General features: G+C 70.8%; 17 protein-coding genes. 7 read left to right on the top strand and 10 right to left on the bottom strand.

The window, feature by feature from the left end; translation table 11 throughout:
• The first annotated feature begins 51 nt into the window (after nucleotides 1-51).
• Both metH and ABZ794_RS29260 read left to right on the top strand, forming a co-directional pair.
• Complete coding sequence (metH, locus tag ABZ794_RS29265; protein ID WP_210781681.1) at nucleotides 52-3,567, top strand: methionine synthase; 3,516 nt, start codon at nucleotides 52-54, stop codon at nucleotides 3,565-3,567.
• A gap of 444 nt (nucleotides 3,568-4,011) precedes the next feature.
• Nucleotides 4,012-6,438 carry a helix-turn-helix domain-containing protein gene (locus tag ABZ794_RS29260; RefSeq protein WP_357518546.1) on the top strand — a complete coding sequence of 809 codons (2,427 nt, stop codon included), beginning with the start codon at nucleotides 4,012-4,014 and terminating at the stop codon, nucleotides 6,436-6,438.
• Between the two features lie 57 nt (nucleotides 6,439-6,495).
• Here ABZ794_RS29260 and ABZ794_RS29255 read toward each other — a convergent pair whose 3' ends face one another.
• The gene (locus tag ABZ794_RS29255) at nucleotides 6,496-8,010 is read right to left on the bottom strand and encodes a cellulose binding domain-containing protein (protein ID WP_357518544.1); all 1,515 of its coding nucleotides are present in this window, start codon (nucleotides 8,008-8,010) and stop codon (nucleotides 6,496-6,498) included.
• A 195-nt stretch (nucleotides 8,011-8,205) separates the two neighbouring features.
• Here ABZ794_RS29255 and ABZ794_RS29250 point away from each other — a divergent pair, with 195 nt between their 5' ends.
• Nucleotides 8,206-8,646, top strand: a complete 441-nt coding sequence (locus tag ABZ794_RS29250; protein WP_357518542.1) for a VOC family protein — start codon at nucleotides 8,206-8,208, stop codon at nucleotides 8,644-8,646.
• Nucleotides 8,647-8,729: 83 nt separating this feature from the next.
• Here ABZ794_RS29250 and ABZ794_RS29245 read toward each other — a convergent pair whose 3' ends face one another.
• Complete coding sequence (locus ABZ794_RS29245) at nucleotides 8,730-9,650, bottom strand: NAD-dependent epimerase/dehydratase family protein (RefSeq protein WP_357518540.1); 921 nt, start codon at nucleotides 9,648-9,650, stop codon at nucleotides 8,730-8,732.
• Nucleotides 9,651-9,969: 319 nt separating this feature from the next.
• On the opposite strand from ABZ794_RS29245, the gene ABZ794_RS29240 reads away from it, so the two are divergent.
• Together ABZ794_RS29240 and ABZ794_RS29235 are read left to right on the top strand one after the other, a co-directional pair.
• Nucleotides 9,970-10,554: a hypothetical protein gene (locus ABZ794_RS29240; protein ID WP_247668976.1), complete on the top strand. Its 585-nt coding sequence runs from the start codon at nucleotides 9,970-9,972 to the stop codon at nucleotides 10,552-10,554.
• A 29-nt stretch (nucleotides 10,555-10,583) separates the two neighbouring features.
• A complete protein-coding gene (locus ABZ794_RS29235; protein WP_210781687.1) occupies nucleotides 10,584-11,528 on the top strand; it encodes an acyltransferase domain-containing protein in 945 nt (314 codons plus the stop codon).
• Here ABZ794_RS29235 and ABZ794_RS29230 read toward each other — a convergent pair.
• On the bottom strand, nucleotides 11,525-11,911 hold the full coding sequence (locus tag ABZ794_RS29230; protein ID WP_210781688.1) for a nuclear transport factor 2 family protein: 387 nt from the start codon (nucleotides 11,909-11,911) through the stop codon (nucleotides 11,525-11,527). The two genes, ABZ794_RS29235 and ABZ794_RS29230, sit on opposite strands and share 4 nt — an antisense overlap.
• A gap of 81 nt (nucleotides 11,912-11,992) precedes the next feature.
• Between ABZ794_RS29230 and ABZ794_RS29225 the strand changes: the two genes are divergently transcribed.
• Nucleotides 11,993-12,760, top strand: a complete 768-nt coding sequence (locus ABZ794_RS29225; protein ID WP_357518536.1) for a helix-turn-helix transcriptional regulator — start codon at nucleotides 11,993-11,995, stop codon at nucleotides 12,758-12,760.
• 44 nt (nucleotides 12,761-12,804) lie between these two features.
• Here the strand turns inward: ABZ794_RS29225 and ABZ794_RS29220 are convergent, their stop codons facing one another.
• The 5 genes from ABZ794_RS29220 to ABZ794_RS29200 form a co-directional block, all read right to left on the bottom strand.
• Nucleotides 12,805-15,636: a PQQ-dependent sugar dehydrogenase gene (locus ABZ794_RS29220; protein WP_357518534.1), complete on the bottom strand. Its 2,832-nt coding sequence runs from the start codon at nucleotides 15,634-15,636 to the stop codon at nucleotides 12,805-12,807.
• A gap of 87 nt (nucleotides 15,637-15,723) precedes the next feature.
• Nucleotides 15,724-16,863 carry a ThuA domain-containing protein gene (locus tag ABZ794_RS29215; RefSeq protein WP_247668987.1) on the bottom strand — a complete coding sequence of 380 codons (1,140 nt, stop codon included), beginning with the start codon at nucleotides 16,861-16,863 and terminating at the stop codon, nucleotides 15,724-15,726.
• Between the two features lie 454 nt (nucleotides 16,864-17,317).
• Nucleotides 17,318-18,031: an alpha/beta hydrolase gene (locus ABZ794_RS29210; RefSeq protein ID WP_210781692.1), complete on the bottom strand. Its 714-nt coding sequence runs from the start codon at nucleotides 18,029-18,031 to the stop codon at nucleotides 17,318-17,320.
• 113 nt (nucleotides 18,032-18,144) lie between these two features.
• The gene (locus ABZ794_RS29205; protein WP_357518532.1) at nucleotides 18,145-18,954 is read right to left on the bottom strand and encodes a CPBP family intramembrane glutamic endopeptidase; all 810 of its coding nucleotides are present in this window, start codon (nucleotides 18,952-18,954) and stop codon (nucleotides 18,145-18,147) included.
• A 37-nt stretch (nucleotides 18,955-18,991) separates the two neighbouring features.
• Nucleotides 18,992-19,735, bottom strand: coding sequence for a methyltransferase domain-containing protein (locus tag ABZ794_RS29200; RefSeq protein WP_357518530.1), 744 nt, complete (start codon nucleotides 19,733-19,735; stop codon nucleotides 18,992-18,994).
• A 62-nt stretch (nucleotides 19,736-19,797) separates the two neighbouring features.
• On the opposite strand from ABZ794_RS29200, the gene mug reads away from it, so the two are divergent.
• A complete protein-coding gene (mug, locus tag ABZ794_RS29195) occupies nucleotides 19,798-20,367 on the top strand; it encodes a G/U mismatch-specific DNA glycosylase (protein ID WP_357518528.1) in 570 nt (189 codons plus the stop codon).
• On the opposite strand, the gene ABZ794_RS29190 is transcribed toward mug, so the two are convergent.
• On the bottom strand, nucleotides 20,364-20,867 hold the full coding sequence (locus tag ABZ794_RS29190; protein WP_210781696.1) for an SRPBCC family protein: 504 nt from the start codon (nucleotides 20,865-20,867) through the stop codon (nucleotides 20,364-20,366). The two genes, mug and ABZ794_RS29190, sit on opposite strands and share 4 nt — an antisense overlap.
• Complete coding sequence (locus ABZ794_RS29185; RefSeq protein ID WP_238688832.1) at nucleotides 20,864-21,226, bottom strand: metalloregulator ArsR/SmtB family transcription factor; 363 nt, start codon at nucleotides 21,224-21,226, stop codon at nucleotides 20,864-20,866. Before ABZ794_RS29185 ends, ABZ794_RS29190 begins: the two co-directional genes overlap by 4 nt.
• Between the last annotated feature and the right edge of the window lie 7 nt (nucleotides 21,227-21,233).

The following is a 21,233-nucleotide window of genomic DNA, read 5'->3' as shown; positions in this document are numbered from 1 at the left end:
ATCGCTCGAGGAGAGTCGTGGAGTCCGGCCGGATCGCACTAACCTGAACGGGTGCGGACTTCATTGATGGATGTGCTGGCTGATCGCATTCTCCTCGCCGACGGCGCGATGGGCACGATGCTTCAGGCCGCGGACCTCACGCTCGACGACTTCGACGGGCTGGAGGGGTGCAACGAGATCCTCAACGTCACCCGCCCGGACGTGGTACGCGGGGTGCACGACGCCTACCTGGCCGTCGGTGCCGACTGCGTGGAGACCAACACCTTCGGGGCCAACCTCGCCAACCTCGCCGAGTACGACATCCCGCACCGCATCCGCGAGTTGTCCGAGGCGGGCGCCCGGATCGCTCGGGAGGCCGCCGACGCGGCCAGCACCCCGGAGCGGCCCCGGTTCGTGCTCGGCTCGATCGGGCCGGGCACCAAGCTGCCCACCCTCGGGCACGCCGCCTACTCGACCCTGCGCGACGCCTACCAGGAGAACGCCGCGGGTCTGATCGTCGGCGGCGCGGACGCGCTGATCATCGAGACCTGCCAGGACCTGCTCCAGGTCAAGGCGGCAGTGGTCGGGTCGAAGCGGGCCATGGCCGAGCTGGGCCAGTCGGTGCCGATCATCTGTCACGTGGCGGTGGAGACCACCGGCACCATGCTGGTCGGCAGCGAGATCGGGGCGGCCCTCGCCGCGATCGAGCCGCTCGGTGTGGACCTGATCGGGCTCAACTGCTCGACCGGCCCGGCCGAGATGAGCGAGCACCTGCGCTACCTGTCGCAGCACTCCCGCATCCCGCTGTCGGTAATGCCGAACGCCGGCCTGCCGGTGCTGACCGCCGACGGGGCGTACTTCCCGCTGACTCCCGTGGAGCTGGCCGAGGCCCTGGAGCGGTTCATCACCGAGTACGGCGTGGGGCTGGTCGGTGGCTGCTGCGGCACCACCCCGGAACACATCCGGGTGCTGTCCGAGCGGCTGCACGGCGTCACCGCCCCGGCCCGCGAGCCCCGGCACGAGGCGGGCGTCTCCTCGGTCTACCACCCGGTGCCGTTCGCCCAGGACGCGTCGGTGCTGATGGTGGGGGAGCGGACCAACGCCAACGGCTCGAAGGCGTTCCGGGAGGCGATGCTCGCCGGCGACTGGCGGGCCTGTGTGGAGATCGCCCGCAGTCAGGCACGCGACGGCTCGCACCTGCTCGACCTGTGTGTGGACTACGTCGGCCGCGACGGCACGCAGGACATGCGCGAGCTGGCCGGGCGGTTCGCCACCGCGTCGACCCTGCCGATCATGTTGGACTCCACCGAGCCGGCGGTGATCGAGGCCGGGCTGGAGATGCTCGGTGGCCGGTGCGTGGTCAACTCGGTGAACTTCGAGGATGGCGACGGCCCCGAGTCCCGGTACGGGCGGGTGATGCCGGTGATCCGGGAGCACGGTGCCGCAGTAGTCGTGATGTGCATCGACGAGGAAGGGCAGGCGCGCACCGCGGCGGACAAGGTCCGCATCGCCTCGCGCACCATCGACGACCTGACCGGCCGGTGGGGGATGGACCTGTCCGACATCCTGATCGACACGCTGACCTTCCCGATCGCCACCGGGCAGGAGGAGACCCGCCGCGACGGACTGGAGACCATCGAGGCGATCCGGGAAATCGCCCGGCGTTACCCAGGGATCAACTTCACCCTCGGCATCTCGAACATCTCCTTCGGGCTCAACCCGGCGGCCCGGCAGGTGCTCAACTCGGTGTTCCTGCACGAGTGCGTGCAGGCCGGCCTGACCTCCGCGATCGTGCACGCCAGCAAGATCCTGCCGATGTCGAAGATTCCCGACGAGCAGCGCGAGGTCGCCCTCGACATGGTCTACGACCGGCGCCGCGAGGGCTATGACCCGTTGCAGCGCTTCCTGGAGCTCTTCGAGGGCGTCGACGTGACCAGCGCACGGGCCAGCCGGGCACAGGAGTTGGCCGCGCTGCCGTTGGACGAGCGGCTCAAGCGGCGGATCATCGACGGTGAGCGCAACGGCCTGGAGGCCGACCTCGACGAGGCGATGGCCGGTGGCCGGTCCCCACTGTCGATCATCAACGACATCCTGCTGGACGGCATGAAGGTGGTCGGCGAGCTGTTCGGCTCCGGCCAGATGCAGCTGCCGTTCGTGCTCCAGTCCGCCGAGGTGATGAAGACCGCGGTGGCCTACCTGGAACCGCACATGGAGACCCTCGAGGACGGCGGCAAGGGCCGCATCGTGCTCGCCACAGTGCGCGGCGACGTGCACGACATCGGCAAGAACCTGGTCGACATCATCCTGTCCAACAACGGCTACGAGGTGGTGAACATCGGCATCAAGCAGCCGATCAGCGCCATCCTGGACGCCGCCGAGCAGCACCGCGCCGACGCGATCGGCATGTCCGGGCTGCTGGTCAAGAGCACTGTCATCATGAAGGAGAACCTGGCCGAGATGGCCACCCGCGGGGTGGCGGAGCGCTGGCCGGTCCTGCTGGGTGGGGCGGCGCTGACCCGCGCGTACGTCGAGGACGACCTGCGGTCGACGTTCCCCGGGCAGGTGCACTACGCGCGGGACGCGTTCGAGGGTCTGTCCCTGATGGACAGGGTGATGACCGCCAAGCGCGGCGGCGCCCCGGTGATCGACCCGGAGCGGGAGGCGGCCCTCGCGGCCCGGCGGGCGCGCCGGGAACGGCAGCGCTCAATGGTCACCACGTCGCTGCCGGAGCTGCACGACTCCTCGGTCCGCTCCGACGTGGCCGCCGACGTGTCGGTGCCCACCCCGCCGTTCTTCGGCACCCGCGTGGTCAAGGGCGTGCCGATGGCCGACTACGCCGCGCTGCTCGACGAGCGGGCCACCTTCTCCGGGCAGTGGGGGCTGCGCGGCGCCCGGAGCGGCAGCGGACCCTCCTACGAGGAGCTGGTCGAGACCGAGGGCCGCCCGCGGCTGCGGTACTGGCTGGACCGGCTGATCGCCGACCAGGTCCTTGAGGCAGCCGTGGTGTACGGCTACTTCCCCGCGTACTCCGAGGGCAATGACCTGGTGGTGCTCGACGAGAACGGGCACGCGGAGCGCGCCCGGTTCTCCTTCCCGCGCCAGCGGCAGGAGCGGCGGCTCTGCCTGGCGGACTTCTTCAAGCCACAGGGCGACCAGCTCGATGTGGTCGCGTTGCAACTGGTCACCGTCGGTCAGCCGGTCAGCGAGTACGCGGCGAAGCTGTTCGCCCGCAACGAGTACCGCGACTACCTGGAGGTGCACGGCCTCTCCGTGCAGCTCACCGAGGCCCTCGCCGAGTACTGGCACCAGCGCATCCGCGCCGAGATGACCCTGCCCGACGGTCGTCCGCTGGGGCACGACGACCCGGCGGACCTGGCCGGCATCCTGCACAACGACTACCGGGGTTGCCGGTACGCGTTCGGCTACCCGGCCTGCCCCGACCTGGAAGACCGGGCGAAGATCATGGATCTGCTCGGTGCGGACCGGATCGGGGTCGAGTTGTCCGAGGAGTTCCAGCTCATGCCGGAGCAGGCCACCGACGCGATAGTGGTCCACCACCCGGAGGCCAACTACTTCAACGCCAAGTGACAGGCTCAGGCGCCCTGAACCGCACCTGTTGGTCGGCGCCGGCGATCAGCAAATCCCTTGGTGGGGCAGCCAGCGTGTGGGCGAAGCGCATCAGCTCGACCGGGACCTGATTTCGGCGGCCCGCCTCCAGTCGTGGTGGGGTGAGCGCCTCCTCAGGAAGACCAACAGGGCGGGCAGCAGCGCGGCCGCGACCAGGAGCGGACTCCGGCGGCACCGTCCTGGTTGGTCGGTCCAGATAGAACTGAGGGCCGATAGCTTGCGCCTGGCTCGGGAGATCCGTGGGTGTGAACTGTGGCCGGCCGAGCGCAACCTGGCTTCCGATGGCTCGTCGAGGATTCGCCATGGCGATACTCACACTCGGTGCACAGTGGCCGGTAATCCGTCACGCATATGCGAGCATCGACTCACGCCACGTAAGTGCGGCCGTTGGGTGGTTGGGGGAACATGCCCAAGAGTCAGGTGCGGCGTGACCAGTTCGGAGGCCTCCTCAGGACCCTCCGCTTGGAGCGGCGGCTGACCCAGGAGGAGCTTGCCGAGTCGGCCGGTTCCAGTGTCCGCGGCATCCGGGAGATGGAGCGCGGCCGGGTGCGCAGCCCGCAACGACGGACGGTGGTGCTGCTCGCCGACGCCCTGCGGCTGGCCGGGGCGGACCGCGACCGTTTCGTCGCCCTGGCCCGGGTCGAGAGGCAACCGCACGACCGCGCGGAGGCGCCGGGCGACCGCGCGGAGGTGCCGCACGACCGAGCGGCGATGGTCGTACCCGGGGAACTGCCCGCCGCCGTTCCGGACCTGGCCGGCCGGGCGGAGATCCTGGAACGGCTCGCGGCGCTGGCCGCCGACGTCACCGCAGGGCGGCCGGACACCGCTTCGGTGGTGGTGCTGCACGGGCCGCCGGGGATCGGCAAGACCAGCCTCGCCGTCGCCGCTGGACATCGACTCAGCCCGGCCTTCGCCGGCGGACAGCTCTTCGTCGACCTGCAGGGCGTCTCACCGGACGGCCCGGTCGATCCGGCCGAGGCGCTGGCCGGACTGCTGCGGTCGCTCGGGGTGCCGGACAGCCGGGTGCCGGTGTCGCTGGCCGAGCGGGGTGGCCTGTTCCGCACCCTCACCCGGGACCGGCCGCTGCTGGTGGTCCTGGACAATGCCGCAAGCGAGGCACAGGTACGCCCACTGCTGCCGGCCGGGCGGGGATGCCTCGCGCTGGTCACCTGCCGGCGTCCACTGACTGGCCTTGCCGGTGCGGTCCGCCTGCCGCTCGACCTGCTCACCCCGGCAGCCGGTCGACTGCTGCTCGCGGCGATCGTCGGTGCCGACCGGATCGCCGCCGAGCCGGTCGCGGCCGACCAACTGGTCAAACTCTGCGGCCGGCTGCCGCTGGCCGTCCGGATCGCCGGCAACCGCCTCGCCAGCCGACCGCAATGGTCGGTCGGTTGGCTGGTGGACCTGCTCCACGACCAGCGTCGGCGCCTCACCGTGTTGACCGCTGGAGACCTGGGCGTCCGATCCGCGTTCGAGGTCTCCTATCGGCAATTGGACCCGATGACCGCGCGAGTGTTCCGGCGGGCCTCGCTGATTCCCGGCACCGACTTCGAACCCGCGCTGGTCGCCGCAGTGGCCGGCACCGCCGAGGAGACCGCGGCGGCGGCCCTGGAGGAGTTGGTCGAGGCTGGTGTTCTCCTGACCCTGGGGGACCGGTACCAGTTTCACGACCTGGTCCGGCTCTACGCCCAGGAACGCCTCGACGCCGAGGAACAACAGGTCTGCCGGACGGAGGCGCACGATCAGATGGTCGGCTGGCTGCTGCGGCGTACCCGGCAGGCCGGCTTGATGTTCGAACCGGTCGCCTGTCGGGTCGATTCCCCGTTCGACGACGATCGGGCGGCGGCGTACTGGTTGGATCGGGAGTCCGGCAACTGGCTGGCGGCGCTGCGCGACGCGGCGCGGCGCGGTCGGCACGCCGACGTGGTCGCGGTCACCAGGGATCTGCACTGGTACTCGGACGCCAACAGTCACCGGCACTCCTGGGACGAGATCTTCTCGCTGGGAGTGGCCGCGGCCCGGGCCGCCGGTAGCCCTCGCGACGAGGCGGTCCTGCTGAACTTCCTGGGCTGGGCCCGGTACTTCTGCCGGGACCGTAACACCGATGGGCTGGCTGCCCTGGACCGGGCGCTGGAGTTGGCCCGGCTGATCGGGGACCGCCGGGAGGAGGCGTGGGCGCTGACCTACACCGCCGCGATCTTCATTCGGATCGGCAGCGGTGTGCTAGCCGTCGACCATTGCCGCCGGGCCGTCGGCCTGTTTCGCGAGATCGGGTACGCCCTCGGCGAGCACGGCGCGGCGAGCGTGCAGGGCGGAGCGCTGGCCGCGCTCGGCCGGTTCGCCGAAGCAGCCGACCTGCACCGCGACGTGCTGGCGTTCTACGGCCGCGGCAGCGGCCTCAGCCGTACCGGCGCGGCGGTGGCGAGGGCCGGGGCGATGATGAGTCTCGGGGCGGACCTGGCCGGGATGGGCCAGTGGCGGGCCGCCGCCGACGAGTACGCCGACGCCCGGCGGATGTTCCACAGCTGCGGCGCGACGTTCAGCGAGGCCAACGCCATCCACCGGTACGGACTCGCGCTCCAGGCGTTGGGTGAGGTCGACGCGGCGGCCGAGGCGCTGGGGGCGGCGCTGGCCCTGTATACCGCGCTGTCCTGCCCGTGGTGGGAGGCGCAGACCCTGTACGCGCTCGCGGCGCTGGCCGGATCGGCTGCGGGCGGGGCCGCCGACGCCCGCCGGCTGCGCGAGCGGGCGCTCGACCGGTGCGGCGAACTCGACGCACCGGAGGTGCGGACCCTGCGCGCCACCCTGCGACGGGAACTGGCCGGGTTCTGACCGACACGCACCGGGCCCCGCCGGCGATGCGGCGGGGCCCGGTGTCGGTGGACAGGGTCAGTTGCAGGTGGTGCCGTTGAGGGTGAACGGGGCCGGGGTGGCGGGGGAGCCGTTCGCGGTGAAGCCGAAGTTGACGGCGCCGCCGGTCGGGATGCTGGCGTTGTGGTTCTCGTTGGTCACAGTCACCGCTGCGCCGGTCTGCTGAAAGATGCCGTTCCAGTGGCCCTGGATGAGTTGTCCACCCGGGAAGGCAAAGCCCAACGACCAGCTGTTGGTGGCCGGGCCGTCGTTGTAGACGGTGACGCTGGCGCTGTAGCCGGTGCCCCACGAGTTGGTGACGACGAAGGAGACCCGGCAGGTGCTGGCGATCGTCGTCGCCGGCACGATGTTGCCGTAGTCGTCGCGGGCGGTGGCGAAGTCCTGGAAGCCGAAGCCCCGACCGGCCGATCGGGTGGTGGTGCCGGCGGCGAGCACCGTGCCGTTGGCGTTGACGGAGTAGACCGGGCCGCCACTGTCGCCGCCCCGGGCGGCCTCCTGGCCGTCGAGCTGGGTGGCCTCGACGAGGTCCTCGATGTCGTCGTAGTGGAAGTCGACCCGCAGGTTGCAGACCGGACCGCCGATCTCACCTGCGGAGGTGTACCCGGACTGGCACAGCAGTTGGCCGGGGAAGACCTCGGTCCAGCCAACCACCTGGGCGCGGACCTCGTCATGCTGACCGCCGACGTAGAGGTGGCCACCGGGCGTCGGCGTAGAGATGATCATCGTGTCGTGGTTGTCGTCGCTGTCGACCGCGTAGCCGACGAGCGTGCCGGTGCCGGTGCTGGTGTTCCAGCCGACGTGCCACGGCGAGCCGACGGCTCCGCAGTGTTCGGCGGTAAGGAGGTATCCGGCGCTGGTGTCCGCGTTGCGTACGCCGAAGCCTGCGGTACACCCAGGCGTGGTGAACCCGATGCCCGCCCCGCCGTCGAACGGCGCGGAGTCGTTGGCCCGTGACCGTTCGACCATCCGGTCGCGTTCGACGAGGCTGGTACGGACGCCGGTGACCGGTAGCTTCGGCAGCTTGGCGCCCGGGGTGTGGTCAACGGCGATCTCGATGCCAGTACCGTCCGTGCGCAGCCTGACCGAGTGGCTGGCGTCCGCCGGGTCGGCTTCCACCACCGGCGTGAGTCTGGCGGCCGCCTTGCGCAGTTCGGCGCGGGAGTAGGTGGCGTTGGCCACCTCGACCGGCGCGGCGCGGCGGGCGGCGGTGACGGCTGCGGCGATGTCGGTGGGCGGCACACCCTTCCACCACAGGGTGACGTGGTCGTCGATCAGGCCGATGCCGGCATAGCCGCGGGCCGGCGCGCGTTCCACAGCGGTGCGGATGACATTGGCCGCGTCGACCAGTGGGGCCTGGGCGACCATCTGGTCCAGGGTCTGTGCCGGGATGATGTCGAGGAGGGACTCGGCGGCACCGGCGGCCCCCGGTTGGCCGGACTCCGCGTACGCGGAGGTGGGACCGGTGAGCGCCGTTGCGCCGACCAGTGCCCCGACGACCACCGTACGGGTGATCGCTTTCCGTATTGATGTCATGCCGCTGAGTCAAGCAACGTTCGCTGCCGGGAGACAGGCAGGACGCCCGGCAGGAGTCAACATGCCGGCGGTCCTGCCGGCTGGCCGGGCCGTCCTGCCGCAAAGAACCCGTTCTTCATGTCGAGAACGGCCGGGTGGCTCCGTCCTCGGGGAGGATGCGGTCACCGTGAGCGCACCAGAGCAGGGAGATCCAGCATGGCGATCCAGCGGATGGACAACGTCCTCATCGTTGTCGAGGACCTCGACGCGGTCATCGCGTTCTTCGTCGAACTCGGCATGGAGTTGGAGGGGCGGGGGCCGGTAGAGGGGCGGTGGGTCGAGCGTGTCATCGGCATCGACGACGTCTGGCAGGAGGTCGCGATGCTGCGGACCCCGGACGGCCACGGCAAGGTCGAGCTGGCGATGTTCCACCGACCGGCGGCGATCGGCGGGGAACCGAAGGACGCGCCGGCGAATACGCTGGGCATTCGCCGCATCATGTTCGCCGTCGACGACATCGAGGACGTGATCACCCGGCTGCGCGGCCACGGCGCCGAACTCGTCGGGGAGTTGGAGCGATACGAGGACGCCTACCGGCTCTGCTACGTCCGTGGCCCGGAGGGCATCATCGTCGGCCTGGCCGAACAGCTCCGCTGACGGCCGCCGTGGGTCGGCCCCCTACTTCGCGGATACGGGGGCCTCGTGCGCGATGGCGACAGTTGCGCGGATATTGGGCCCCGCTAGGCTCCCGCGCCGCGCGGGAAGGTTTCGCGCAGCGCCGGGTCCAGCGGGCGGCCGCTCGTCGGTTCGATGAACAGGTCGGTGAGCAGGAGGTCGGCGAGGTAGCTGGGGTTCACCCCCGACTCCTTGCGGCCGAGGGACTGTAGCGCGCCGCCCAGTCGCAGCGCGGCCTTCGCGGCGCCGGACGGCATCCGCGCGACCCGGCGGGATCGGCCCACCGCCTCGGCGATGCGCCCGATCATGTCGGTCCAGGTGAGGTTCTCGTCGGCGACCGGGATGTCCGCGCCGCTGGCCTGCTCCAGGGCGTCGACCGCGACCTCGGCCACGCTGCGGGCGGAGGCCGTGGCGCTGCCGCCGGTCGGGGCGACCAGAGGGGTACGCGAGCGGGCCCACCGGTCCAGCGGACCGGCCCAGTTGGGCAGTCGGTCGCCGGCCCGACCGAAGACGAACGGCAGTTCGAGTACGGCGACCGGCAGACCCTCGCCGGCAGCCGCCCGCCCCTCCCGGGCCTGCTCCAGGCGGCACCGGATGTACGTGTGCCGTTCGGCGAGGCGCCACTGCGGGTGGAGCCGGTCGAAGTAGGTGTAGTAGGAGCCCATCACGACGCCCCGGGTGAGACCTTCGAGGCGGGCGGCGGTGAACAGGCGTACCACCGGGTCGACGTTGTCGCGGCGGAACTCGGGGTAGATCGGTTTGGGCAGCGGTCGTTGCTCCTCGGTGCGGGTGGCGTACACGACGCCGTCGTGACCGGCGAGCAGCGGCCGCAGGTCCTCGATCGAGGCGGACCCGACGTCGAGCAGGTGGTCGACGTCGGGTCGCGCGGTACGCGCCACGGTGGTCGCGGCATGGCCACGCTCCCGAAGAACGTCCACGACGTGAGCGCCGATCAGGCCGCTGCCACCCACCACAAGAATTCGCACGGTGCATCGTCCACTCTGGAACCCGCCCTTTGTCAAGCCGCCCGTCGCTGCGGCAAGGGCGTCGAGGGGGTGCTGGTCCAGCATGAGCGCGTGCTGCGCCTCGGCGGTCGTGTTGTACGACCGCATCAACGACCCGGAGGAGCCGCTGCGCGTGTACGCCGACCTGGCCGGGCATCCCTTCTGCGTCTTCGTCGGCTGAGCGGGGTGCCGGCACCTCGCCGGAGCGGCAGGTTGACAACGGGCGAGGATGGCGTCCGCAACCCCGACATTCGCATAGGTTCGAGGTACGCAACACCATCGCTGTGAAACGGGGTTGAGAATGCCGGAGCCGCGCGCCTTCTGGCTGGACGAGCAGTTCGACCGTGAGCACGGCACCGACGGGCGCGGCCGGTACGAGGCCGAGGTGTTTCGTCGGATCGACGAGTTCGCCGACACCTGGGGTGACTTCGCGCCCGTGGCGTTCGCGGTGACCGCCTGGCGGCTGGCCACCGAGCTGTCGCCCGGCTTCGTGCGCTGGCACCGGCGGATCATCTCGGCGACCTGCGCGCGTAGCCCGTGGGACGGCAGCCTGGTCTGCGAGGTGACACTGGCCTCCCGCTGGCCGGCCGAGCTGACCTGGACCAAGCAGTGGCAGCGCGATCGTGGTTGGCAGAACTGGCCCCAGCTGTTCGGCCAGTTCACCACGCCCACCGAGCAGGACCAGACGCGCCGCCCGTATCTGCGCGCGTTGCTTCAGGTGGAGGCGCCGGTCCCGTTGGATGACCTGCCGCCCACGCCCGACGGTCCGGACGACGAGGTCGCCGCGGCGGCGCGCCGGGCCGTGGCGGTGGTGGCCCGGGAGCTCAACGATCTCCTCGCGCCGATGATCGGGCAGCTCGATGCCGGGGTGCCGGCGGACTCCTGAGAAACCCGCCGGCCGGTATGGTCGTCGGCGTGGATCTGGACGACACCGCCGCCCGGCTCGGGGTGCCCGTCGAGGAGGTCGAGCGCGTGCACCGGCTCGCCGGTGACGGGCCGTCAGCTCCGTTGCCGGCCAAGGCCGACGCGTCCGCGCTCCTCGACCGGCTCGCCGTGCCGCCGGACGACGCCGCGGAGATCATGGCGGGCTGGCCCGACCCCGACTCTCCGCTCTGGATTCCGGAGTTGCGCTGGCTGCTCGACCGCTCGATCGCCCTGGTCCGCGCCGACCTCGCGGGCTACGACTGGCTGTCGCCCGGCCCGGAGCTGCCCCGAGACCGAGGCCCGGCCTGGCGCCATCTCTACGTGTACGCGTACCTGGCCCTGGTCGACGTGGTGCACGGGTACCACCGCGACCACGGCATCCCCGATGCCGTGACCTGGGTGACCCTGGCTGACCTGGGCCGCAACCTCGCCATCGACCGGCGGATGCGCGGCGAGGGTTGGCCGATCATGCAGAGCTGGCTGACGCTGCACTCGCGCGGCAGCGTCTACGAGCTGGGCCGGCTACAGCACCAGCGTGGCGACGACGCCATCGGCCTGCACGTCCCCGATTCGGGGCCGTTGACCCCGGAGGCGGTCGAGGCGTCCCTCGACGAGGCCCGCGCGTTCTTCCCCCGGCATTTCCCCGACGAGCGCTACACCGCGTTCTCCTGCGCCTCGTGGCTCCTCGACCCGCAGCTGCGGGAGTACCTACCGGAGGACTCCAACATCGTGCGGTTCCAGCGCCGGTTCGAGCTGGAGCCCTACGACGAGTCGGCGGGGCCGGACGCCGACATCGAGGTGTTGCGGTTCGGGTTCCGGACCCTGACCACGCCGCTCGGCGAGCTGCCGCGCCGCACGGTGCTCCAACGCGCGATCATCGACCACCTGCGGGCCGGCGGTCACTGGCACTGGCGCCACGGCCGCTTCCCGATCTAGGCACTCGCGTCCCACCACGCGCCGTTGGCGGCCGCCTGGGCGGCCGGTTCGATGACTTCCCACACCTCCGCGATCAGTCCGTCGGCGATCCGCAGGACGTCGACGACCACGATCTCCGGCCCCCCGTCGGGGAGTCGGCGTCGCGAGTGCACCACGACGTGGTCACCGTCGGCCAGTAGGTGCAGGATGTCGACCCGCATGCCGGCGGTCGGGCCCAGCGCGGCGCGGACCGCGGCGAGCCACTGCGCCCTGGTCGAGGTCGTCGAATCCGACCGGTGATGGGTGAAGTCCTCGCTCAGGTACGACGCGAGCGTGTCGACGTCGCCGGTGTCGACCAGCCCCGCCAACGCACGACCGACGATGCTCTTGTTCTCGGTGCTCATGGCCGCAAGTGTTTCCCCGGCCTCGTGTGCTTGTCGATGACATCGCACTTCATGGTGTCCGGGGCGACGATGAGTAGGCTCATGATCGTGTATGCGGTCGGAGAACTCCTGCGGCGGTGGCGCAAGCGCCGAGGGCTCAGCCAGCTCGACCTGGCGATCGCCGCGGATGTCTCGGCTCGGCACGTCAGCCTGGTCGAGACCGGCAAGTCCACGCCGAGCGCCGACATGATCCTCCGGCTCGCCGACCAGCTCCACGTGCCACTGCGTGATCGCAACCAGCTGTTGCTCGCCGCCGGCTTCGCGCCCCGGTACGCGCAGCGCCCGCTCGACGACGCCGCACTGTCGGGTGCCCTCGACGCGGTCCGCAGGGTGCTCCAGGCGCACGAGCCGTATCCGGCGCTGGTCTTCGACCGCCGGTGGAACATCGTGCTGACCAACCGCGCGGTCGACCCGTTCTTCGCGTACGTGGCACCCGAGCTGTTGCAACCGCCGGTGAACCTGGTTCGGCTGGGCCTGCACCCGCGCGGGCTCGCCCCTCTGGTCGTCAACCTGGCGGACGTGCGGGCGGTGTTCCGCAGCCGGATCTCACGCCAGCTCGCCGCAGCGCCCGACGCGGAACTCGCGGCGCTCTACGAAGAACTGCTGAGCCCGCTGCCCGAGGAGCCACCGGACCAACGGGTCGACGCCGACGTGGTGATCCCGATGATCCTGCGGATCGGTGGACGCGAGCTGCGGCTGTTCTCGACCATCACCACGTTCGGCACCCCGATGGACATCACCATCGAGGAGATCGCTGTGGAGTCCTACTATCCGGCGGATCCGCAGAGCGCCGCCTACTTCACACGGTAGGGCCCGGCCTGGTCGCCGCCCAGGCCGGGCCCACCACTCGTTCGTCAGCCCGTGGTCAGGACGAACCTCTCCCAGGACCCGACCGACGTCCGGTTCGCGATCAGTGACCCGGCCCCGGCGTTCTCGGCGGCGACGATCTGGTTGTTGATCGTGGCGCGCAGGCTGACCGTCCCGTCGGAGTTGTTGATGAGCTGGAAGGTCTCCCACGCACCCACAGAGGTGCGGTTGGCGATCAACGGCTCCGCGCCCGCGTTCTCGGCGGAGACGTAGAGCCCGTTGGCGCGCGACCGCAGGGCGATGGCACCGTTGCCGGCGTCCACCCGGTCGAACTGCTCGGTCGTACCGACACTGGCCTTGTTGGCGATCAACGCGGTGCTGCCGACCGCCGACACGTACTGGTTGTTGACCTGCGCCCGCAAGGTGGTCGCCGGCGCGCTGCTACCGGTGCCGGTGGCGAAGGTGAAAGCGTCGACATCGAACAGGTAGCCGGACCCACCCTTGAACACCAGGTACAGCGTCGTCGACGCGGTGGGCGGGTTGCTGATCGTGGCGGACGCCTCGACGAAGGTCTCCCAGTTGCCGGTCACCGGAACCGTGACGGTGCCCAGCAGGGTGCCGGTGGCCGACCCGGCCCGGACCTCGATGGTGCCACCGGCGCCGGCCGACGACGCCCTTACGGTGATGCGGTTGGCGTTGGCCAGGTTGTACGGCTGGTAGGAGATCCAGTCGTTGTTCTCGATGAACCCGGCCGTGCGGCCACCCTCGGCGTTGGTGTGGTCGGTGGCCTGGACACCGGACTGGGCGCCGAAGTGCTCACCCTGGCGGTGCTTCGGTTGCAGCGTCTTGATGCTGTGCGTGGTCAGCCCACCGTTGTCGGTGTACGCGGCGTCGAAGACCCCGTAGATGTTTGCGGCCGAGTCGTGCTCACCGTCGGTCGGCAAGGTGATCGTGCCGCTGCACCCGGTCTTCGAGGTGATCTGGTGGGCGTGGCTGTCGTGGCCCAGCGCGTACGTCAGGCTCACCTTGGAGCAGTCGATCGTGCCGTCCTGCGGGTCGCTCACCGAAATCTGGTACGGCACCGTGTCACCGAAGCTGAACAGCTGCCCGTCGGTGGGCGAGGTGAGTGACACCGTCGGTGCGGTGTTGCCCACTGTGACGATCAGGCTCGCCGTGCCGGACAGGCCGGTCGGGTCGGTGACCTTCAGGGTGGGGCTGTACGAGCCGTTGGTGGTGTACGTCTTGGTGGGGTTGGCCGCCGTCGACGTGGTGCCGTCACCGAAGGTCCACAGGTAGCTGAGCGCGCCGCCCTCGGGGTCGGAGCTGCCGGCCGACGAGAAGTTGACAGTCAACGGGTTGGCCCCCGACGTCGGGTTCGCCGAGGCGACCGCGATCGGGCTGCGGTTGCCACCACCGATGTACTCGATCCGGAAGAGCGCCTGGTTGTTCGAGCCGGTGCCGTAGTCCAGCACGTACAGGGCGCCGTCCGGGCCGAAGGCCATGTCCATGACCTGGGTGCCGGTCCACGGGAAGTTGGAGATCTCCCCGCGTGAGCCGTCGGAGTTGACCTTGATGGCCTTGATCCAGCGGCGGCCGTACTCGCCGGCGAAGAACTGGCCGTCCAGCGACGGCGGGAACTTGATGCTGGAGTTGAGCGAGGCGTTGTACCGGTAGACCGGCCCGCCCATCGGCGACTCCGAGCCGCTGCCGAACTCCGACGGCGAACCGGAGTCGCCCGCGTACTTGATCCAGGCCGGCTTCGCCGCGGGCAACGTACCGAGCCCGGTGTTGCGGAACGAGTTGTTGGTCGGCCCGCCCGTGCAGTTGTACTTGGACTGCGACGGCCCGGACGGGAAGGTGTATTCATTGTATGTTTCCGTGCTGGTGTTGCTGCCGGTGCAGTACGGCCAGCCGTAGTTGCCCGGCGCCGCGATGCGGTTGAACTCGACCTGACCCTGAGGGCCCCGGCTGGAGTTCGTGGACCCGGCGTCGGGGCCGTAGTCACCGAGGTAGACCACGCCGGTCGCCTTGTCGACGCTCATCCGGAACGGGTTGCGCAGACCCATCGCGTAGATCTCCGGGCGGGTGCCCGACGTGCCGGGCGCGAACATGTTGCCCGACGGGATCGTGTACGTGCCGTCCGCCTGCGGCTTGATCCGTAGCACCTTGCCCCGCAGGTCGTTCGTGTTGCCCGCCGAGCGCTGGGCGTCGAACTGCGGGTTGCGGTTGGTCCGTTCGTCAAGTGGCGCGTAGCCGGACGACTCGAACGGGTTGGTGTCGTCGCCGGTGGTCAGGTACAGGTTGCCGGCGGCGTCGAAGTCCAGGTCACCGCCGACGTGGCAGCACTGCCCACGGTCGTTGGCGACCTGGAGCACGATCTTCTCGCTGCCCAGGTTGAGCGTGTCGTCGCTGTTGAGGGTGAACCGCGACAACCGCAGGTGCCCCTTCCACCGGTCCCAGTCAGACTGCGAGCCGGTGGTCGGGGCGTCCCCGGACGGGGTGCTCAGCGTGGGGGAGTAGTACAGGTAGATCCACCGGTTGCTGGCGAAGTTGGGGTCGACGGCGACGCCCTGCAACCCCTCCTCGTCGTGGGTGTAGACCGACAGGGTGCCGGAGACCTTTGTGTTGCCGGCCACGTCGGTCACCCGCAGGACACCGTTTCGGGCGGTGTGCAGCACCGAGCGGTTGGGCAGGACGGCCAGGGACATGGCCTCACCGAGCTCGCCCGAGCCGGTGGCGAGCTTGACCTGCTGATAGTCGGAGGCGGGGATCACCGCCGCCTGGGCGGTGGACGGTGCAGCCACAGCGAGGGCCGCGCTCGCGACGGTGAGGACCGCCGCGAAGAGCGCCCGGGGCCAGCGCCGGGGGTACGAGAGCATGATCGTCCTTTCTCGACGACCGGTGGACGGGCGCGCGGGGGCGCACCACGACCAGGTGGGGTGGTGGAGACGAGCGGGGGGACCAGGTCAGTTGGTGGTGACCAGGTCGAACTTCTCCCACTGGCCGATGGAGGTCCGGTTGGCGATCAGCGGGGACCCGCCTGCGTTGTCGGCGGCGACGTAACGGTTGTTCACGGTGGCCCGCAGGCTCACCGTGCCGTCGGAGTTGCGGACCAGCTGGAAGGTCTCCCAGGCGCCGGCGGTGGCCCGGTTGGCGATCAGCGCGGCGGCACCGGCGTTCTCGGCGGCGACGAACTGCCCGTTGCCCTTGGCGCGCAGCGCCACGTTGCCGTTGGCGAGGTTCACCAGGTCGAACCGCTCGGTGGTGTTCACCGAGGTCTTGTTGGCGATCAGCGGGGTGGTGGCGTTGGGCGCGCTGACGTACTGGTTGTTGGCGCGGGCCCGCAGGGTGGAGCCGCTGGCGGTGGGCGGCGGGGTCGTGGTGCGCGGCGAGCAGTCGGCCGTCACGGAGCCCGCGGCGACCTGGAGGCCGCCGAGCAGCATCCGGGTGAAGTTCGGGTCGGTGTACGACGCCTCGGTGTGTCCGAGGCCCGTGTACCAGGCACGCCCGCCGCCGTACGCCTTGCACCAGGTGATCGGGTGGTCGCCGCCCATGTTGCCGCCGCTGTAGGACGACTCGTCGAGGCTGGCCAGCACCCGGGCGCTGGACCGGGGGTTGGTGCGGTAGTTGTACCACTCGTCGGAGCGGACCCAGGTGGTGCCGAGGTGGGCGGTCGAGGGGTTGGTCTGGTCCTCGATCTTCACCGTGGCGTTCTGGATCGCCGGGTGCGAGTCGAACCATGCTCCGACCAGCGAGCCGTACCACGGCCAGCTGTACTCGGTGTCGGCCGCGGCGTGCACGCCGACGTAGCCACCACCGGCGGCGATGTACGACTCGAACGCGCTCTGCTGGCTGGCGTTGAGGACGTCGCCGGTGGTCGACATGAAGACCACTGCCTGGTACTGGGCCAGGTTGGAGGTGGTGAACTGCGCGGCGTCCTCGGTCGAGGTCACTGTGAAGCCGTTGGCCGAGCCGAGCTGCTGGATCGCGGCGATGCCGTTGGGGATGGACGAGTGCCGGAAGCCGGCGGTCTTGCTGAACACCAGGACCTTGGTCAGGGGTGCCGCCGAGGCGGGGGTCGGCAGTGCGACCAGGCTGGCCAGCATGACGGCCAGGCCGGTGACGAGTGCCAACAGGCGGGGACGGGAACGCATGGTCTTGCTCCTCTGCTGAGCGTCGACCTCAGGCTGTGCACACGGGCAGGCCGGAGGCCGCGATGGCGGTGGTGCCGAAGCCGGGCCGCCGATGCTCGGCTGAGGTGCTGCGGGGTGGTGGGGGGTGCAGGGGTGGGTCGCTGAAACCAGCCGATGACGTGGACCACCCACATTGGACGATCAGAGTTCATCGACTGGCATCGTTGACGCAGTAAACCTCCGATGTCTACGCCCCGTCAAGCCCAGGTGCTCCGGTCCGAGCGCGCCAGTGCCCGGCCGGCGGCCGTGTTGAGGTGAGACGTATGACGTATGCTCGATGCCATGGTCGCCGACGAAGATCGAGCACGGCTCGCCCGGGCAACTCGTGGCGCTGCCGGCTGGCCGTCGCGCGGCCAGCCTCGCCGCCCTACGCGGGGCTGCGGGTGCCCCGGGTCGCCATCAGAATGAGATCGGCGATCGTCTCCGGGTGGGTGACCATGGCCAGATGCGATGATTCGACCTCGATGGTCGTCGCGTTCATCCGATCGGCCAGAAACCGCTCCAGCTCCGGCGCTGTGGTGCGGTCCTGTGTGGAGATCGAGTAATAGCACTGCCGGTCCCGCCAGGCGGCCGTCGTCGTCCGGCCCCCGAAGAGGTCCTTGGCGATCGGGCCCTGCACCGCGTACAGGGCACGGGCGCGGGTCTCCTCGATTCCACCGGCGAAGTCGTTCAGGAAAGCGCTCTCGCTGAGCTGCGCGTACCCGTCGTGGTGCACGAGGCCGGCGTTCGCCGGCGGCGTGGGATATTTCGCCGCGAGCGCGGTGTAGTCCTCGCCGGCGTCCGGCGCGCGGGCCGCCACGTACACCAGGGCGGTGACCCTCGGGTGGTTGCCGGCCTCGCTGATGATCGTGCCGGCCCAGGAGTGGCCCACCAGCACCGTCGGCCCGTCCTGGCGGTCGAGGGCGCGGTTGGTTGCCGCGACGTCGTCGGCCAGGGAGGTCAGCGGGTTCTGGACCGCGGTGACCGTCAGCCCGGCCCGCTGCAGCAGCGGGATGACGTCGGACCAGGACGAGCCGTCGGCGTACGCGCCGTGGACCAGGACCACGTTGCGGGCGGGCTTGGCCGAAGACGTGTCGCTCATCCGAAACCTCCGCACGACGTCGTGCCGTCGCTCGCTCGTCGACGACAGCTCTCGCCCGCCACTCTTCCCCACGCCGGTCGGGGCGGTGGGCCGAACGCCCAGGCTTCAGCCCCTCAACGCACCGTTTCCGGTGCGCGGGCGCGCCAGTTCAGGCGGTCCCGGTAGTGGTGTCGCAGGACCAACCAGCTGACCGAGAACGGGATGGCCCCCATGGCGACGACTCCCAGGACGTTCGCGCCGGCCACGTCGAAGACCGCCCCGACGTCGCCGAACAGCTGAGCGACCGTCTGGAACGCGACGTGCAGGCCGATGCCGGCCCAGATGTCACCGGTGGCGGCACGGAAGGCGCCCAGCAGCAGCGCGAAGACGAGAAAGAGCGCCAGTCGGTCGACGGATCTGGCCGCCCCGATGAGGAACCCGAACACTGTGAACAGCACTGCCTGCCCGACGACGGCCTGCCAGGCGGGCAGCCGGGTGGCGAGGTGGTGTTGCAGGTACCCGCGGAAGACCAGCTCCTCCGGCAGCGCCTCCTTCAAGAAGACGAGCACGACCAGCAGCGCCGCCACCCGCAGCACGTCCCCGACGGACGTCCGGACACTGATCTCGACCCAGCCGAGACCGAGGCAGAGCGCGAACCCCGCCGCGGCGGGAACGAGCCAGCAGGCCATGCCGAACAGCAGACGCCGCCAGCCGGCGCGCAGCGACGGCAACCCGAGGCCGGCCCAGGGCCGTCGGTCCAGGACGCGACGGGCGACGACCACCAGGGGTACGACGACAGCGGTGGTGAGGACCGCCCCGATCGCGTGGGTGGGCCGGTCGTAGTCACTGTCGAGAAGGGCGCCCAGCAACAGCCAGACCAGCACTGCGGCGGTGGTCACGACGAGGATCCGCCAGGGCAGGGCGAGACGAGATCCGGCGCTCACCACGCGCAGCGTAGCCGGCGGCGTCAAGGGCGGACGGTCAGCGCCCCAGGACGAGATAGCCGAGGCCGAGGACACCCCGGTAACCGCCGACGTACTGGCGCAACCTGTCGTCGAGTTCCGCGCGGACCTCGGCCGCACGGGGGTCCTCCGGGTACGCCAGCAGCCACTCCTGCCGTCCGGCGAGCCAGGTGGACTCGAAGTCGTCCCATTCCCGCTGGTCGGCGGTGCTCAGGTGCAGCAACCGCCAGCCCCGCCGGCGGGCGGCCTCGACCAGCCCGGGCAGGGTCGGGACCTCCGGGCCGAAGACCTCGGCGATCTCCGCGGTGGGGGACCGATCCCAGTACGCGTCGCCGAACAGCAGCCGCCCACCGGGCCGGACCACGGCGGCGAGGGCGTCGAGGGCGGCCTCGGTGCCGCCGAAGGCGTGTGCCGAGCCGATGCAGAGGACCCGGTCGGCCGGCTCCTGCCAGGCCGCCGCTTCCCCCATCACGAAGGCGACGTGCCGGTTCAGCGACCGCCCCGCGGCCAGCCGCCGCCCTCGGGCGAGCGATGCCTCGTCGGTGTCGACGCCGACGCCGCGGGTCGCGACCGGGCCGGAGACACCGCCGGCGGCGACCGCCCGCAGCAGCAGCTCACCCCAGCCACAGCCGAGGTCGAGCACCCGCGCGCCGGGGCGGACGTCGAGCCGTTGCAGCAGCAACGCGGCGTGCTCCGGCGAGAGCGGAGTGTTCCAGCGCATCCGCGCGTAACGGCTGGCGGCGAGGTGGTCGGTTGACTGCATCCGTTGAGGGTCCCAAGCCGTGTGTCGGGTCCGGCACCCGGGCGTACGGCAGGATCGGTGGAATGGACGCGGAGCCTGCGGGGCCGGCGCGGCGGCCGACCCCGCAGGAGGTGGCGGCGGCGGCCGGTCGGGGTCTGCCGGACATCATCGGCCCCGGGCTGCGCGTGCTGTTCTGCGGCTACAACCCCGGCCTCTACTCGGCCGCCGTGGGGGAGCCGTTCGCCCGCCGGGGCAGCCGATTCTGGCCGGCCCTGCACGGGGCCGGCCTCACCGACCGCCAGCTGCACTCGTGGGAACGCGACGAACTGCTGCGGCAGGGCCTGGGCATCACCAGCCTGAGCAACCGGGCCACCGCCCGCGCCGACGAGCTGACCTCGGAGGAGTTGGTGGCCGGGGTCACCGGGTTGGCGGTGAAGGTCGAGCGCCACCGGCCGCAGTGGGTGGCGATCCTCGGGGTGACCGCGTACCGGATCGCCTTCGTTCGACCGAAGGCCGGGCTGGGCCCGCGACCGGACCGGCTGGGGCCGGCCCAGGTCTGGGTGCTGCCGAACCCCAGCGGCCTGAACGCGCACTTCCCGCTGCCGGCGTTGACCGCCGAGTTCGCCAAGCTGCGGCGGGCCCTCGACCGCTAGCCGGCCGTGGCGACCAGCCCCTGGTAGTAGGGCTGCATGGCCGGGTGGTACTCGTCGAACTCCGGGCGGGGCGAACCGTCCCGGGAGGCGACCAGCAGGTCCAGGTAGTACTCCCAACCGGCGCCCACCTCGGCGATGCCCTCCACGCTGCTCAGGTGCTGCACGAACCGCAGCTCGGTGGTGCCGTCGGTCTCGGTCAGCGACAGCTCCAGCAGCCAGCTGCCGTAGTCGTCGACCATCGACACGGCGAGACGCCGCTGCGGTTCGCACGCGTCGATGCGTACGTCACACCAGGGCTGCTGCTCCTCGTACGCCATCTGGACCCGGATGGTCCGTCCGGGCCCGGCGTCGCCCTCCCACGGGCCGAACCAGCGGGCCGTACGGTCCGGCTCGGTCAGGCTGGCCCAGACGTCGGCCGCCGGGGCGCGGAAGGTCCGGGTGAGGACGAGATCGTGGCCGGTGTCGGTCTGAAACAGGCGTCCGGCGGGTGTGCGGGTCATGCCGTGTGCTCCCTTCGGTGCTCCGCCGGGCCGCGGCTGCGGCGCTCTCGGCGGGTGCGATAGACCTCGGTCTCCAACGCGTCGAGGTGCCGGCCCCACCGGTCGACTGTGGTGAGCCCGGTGAGCCAGTCGAGCAGCGGGGCGAGCGGGCCCGGGTCGAGCCGGTAGATCCTCCGCCGTCCGACCAGCTCGTCACGGACCAGCCCGCAGTCGCGCAGCACCCGCAGGTGGCGGCTGATGGCGGGCCGGCTGATCGTGAACCGCTGGGCGATGTCGCCGGCGGAGAGGGGTTCGGCGCGCAACATGGTCAGGATGTGCCGGCGTACCGGGTCGGCGATCGCGACGGCCACCTCATCCACCCAGGAA

It is taken from the genome of Micromonospora sp. NPDC047187, from assembly GCF_040643355.1.
In the GTDB taxonomy this organism is placed as follows: Bacteria; Actinomycetota; Actinomycetes; order Mycobacteriales; family Micromonosporaceae; genus Micromonospora; species Micromonospora salmantinae.
Note: the sequence above shows the minus strand (reverse complement) of the source record. Positions and strands in the feature narration are given on the sequence as shown.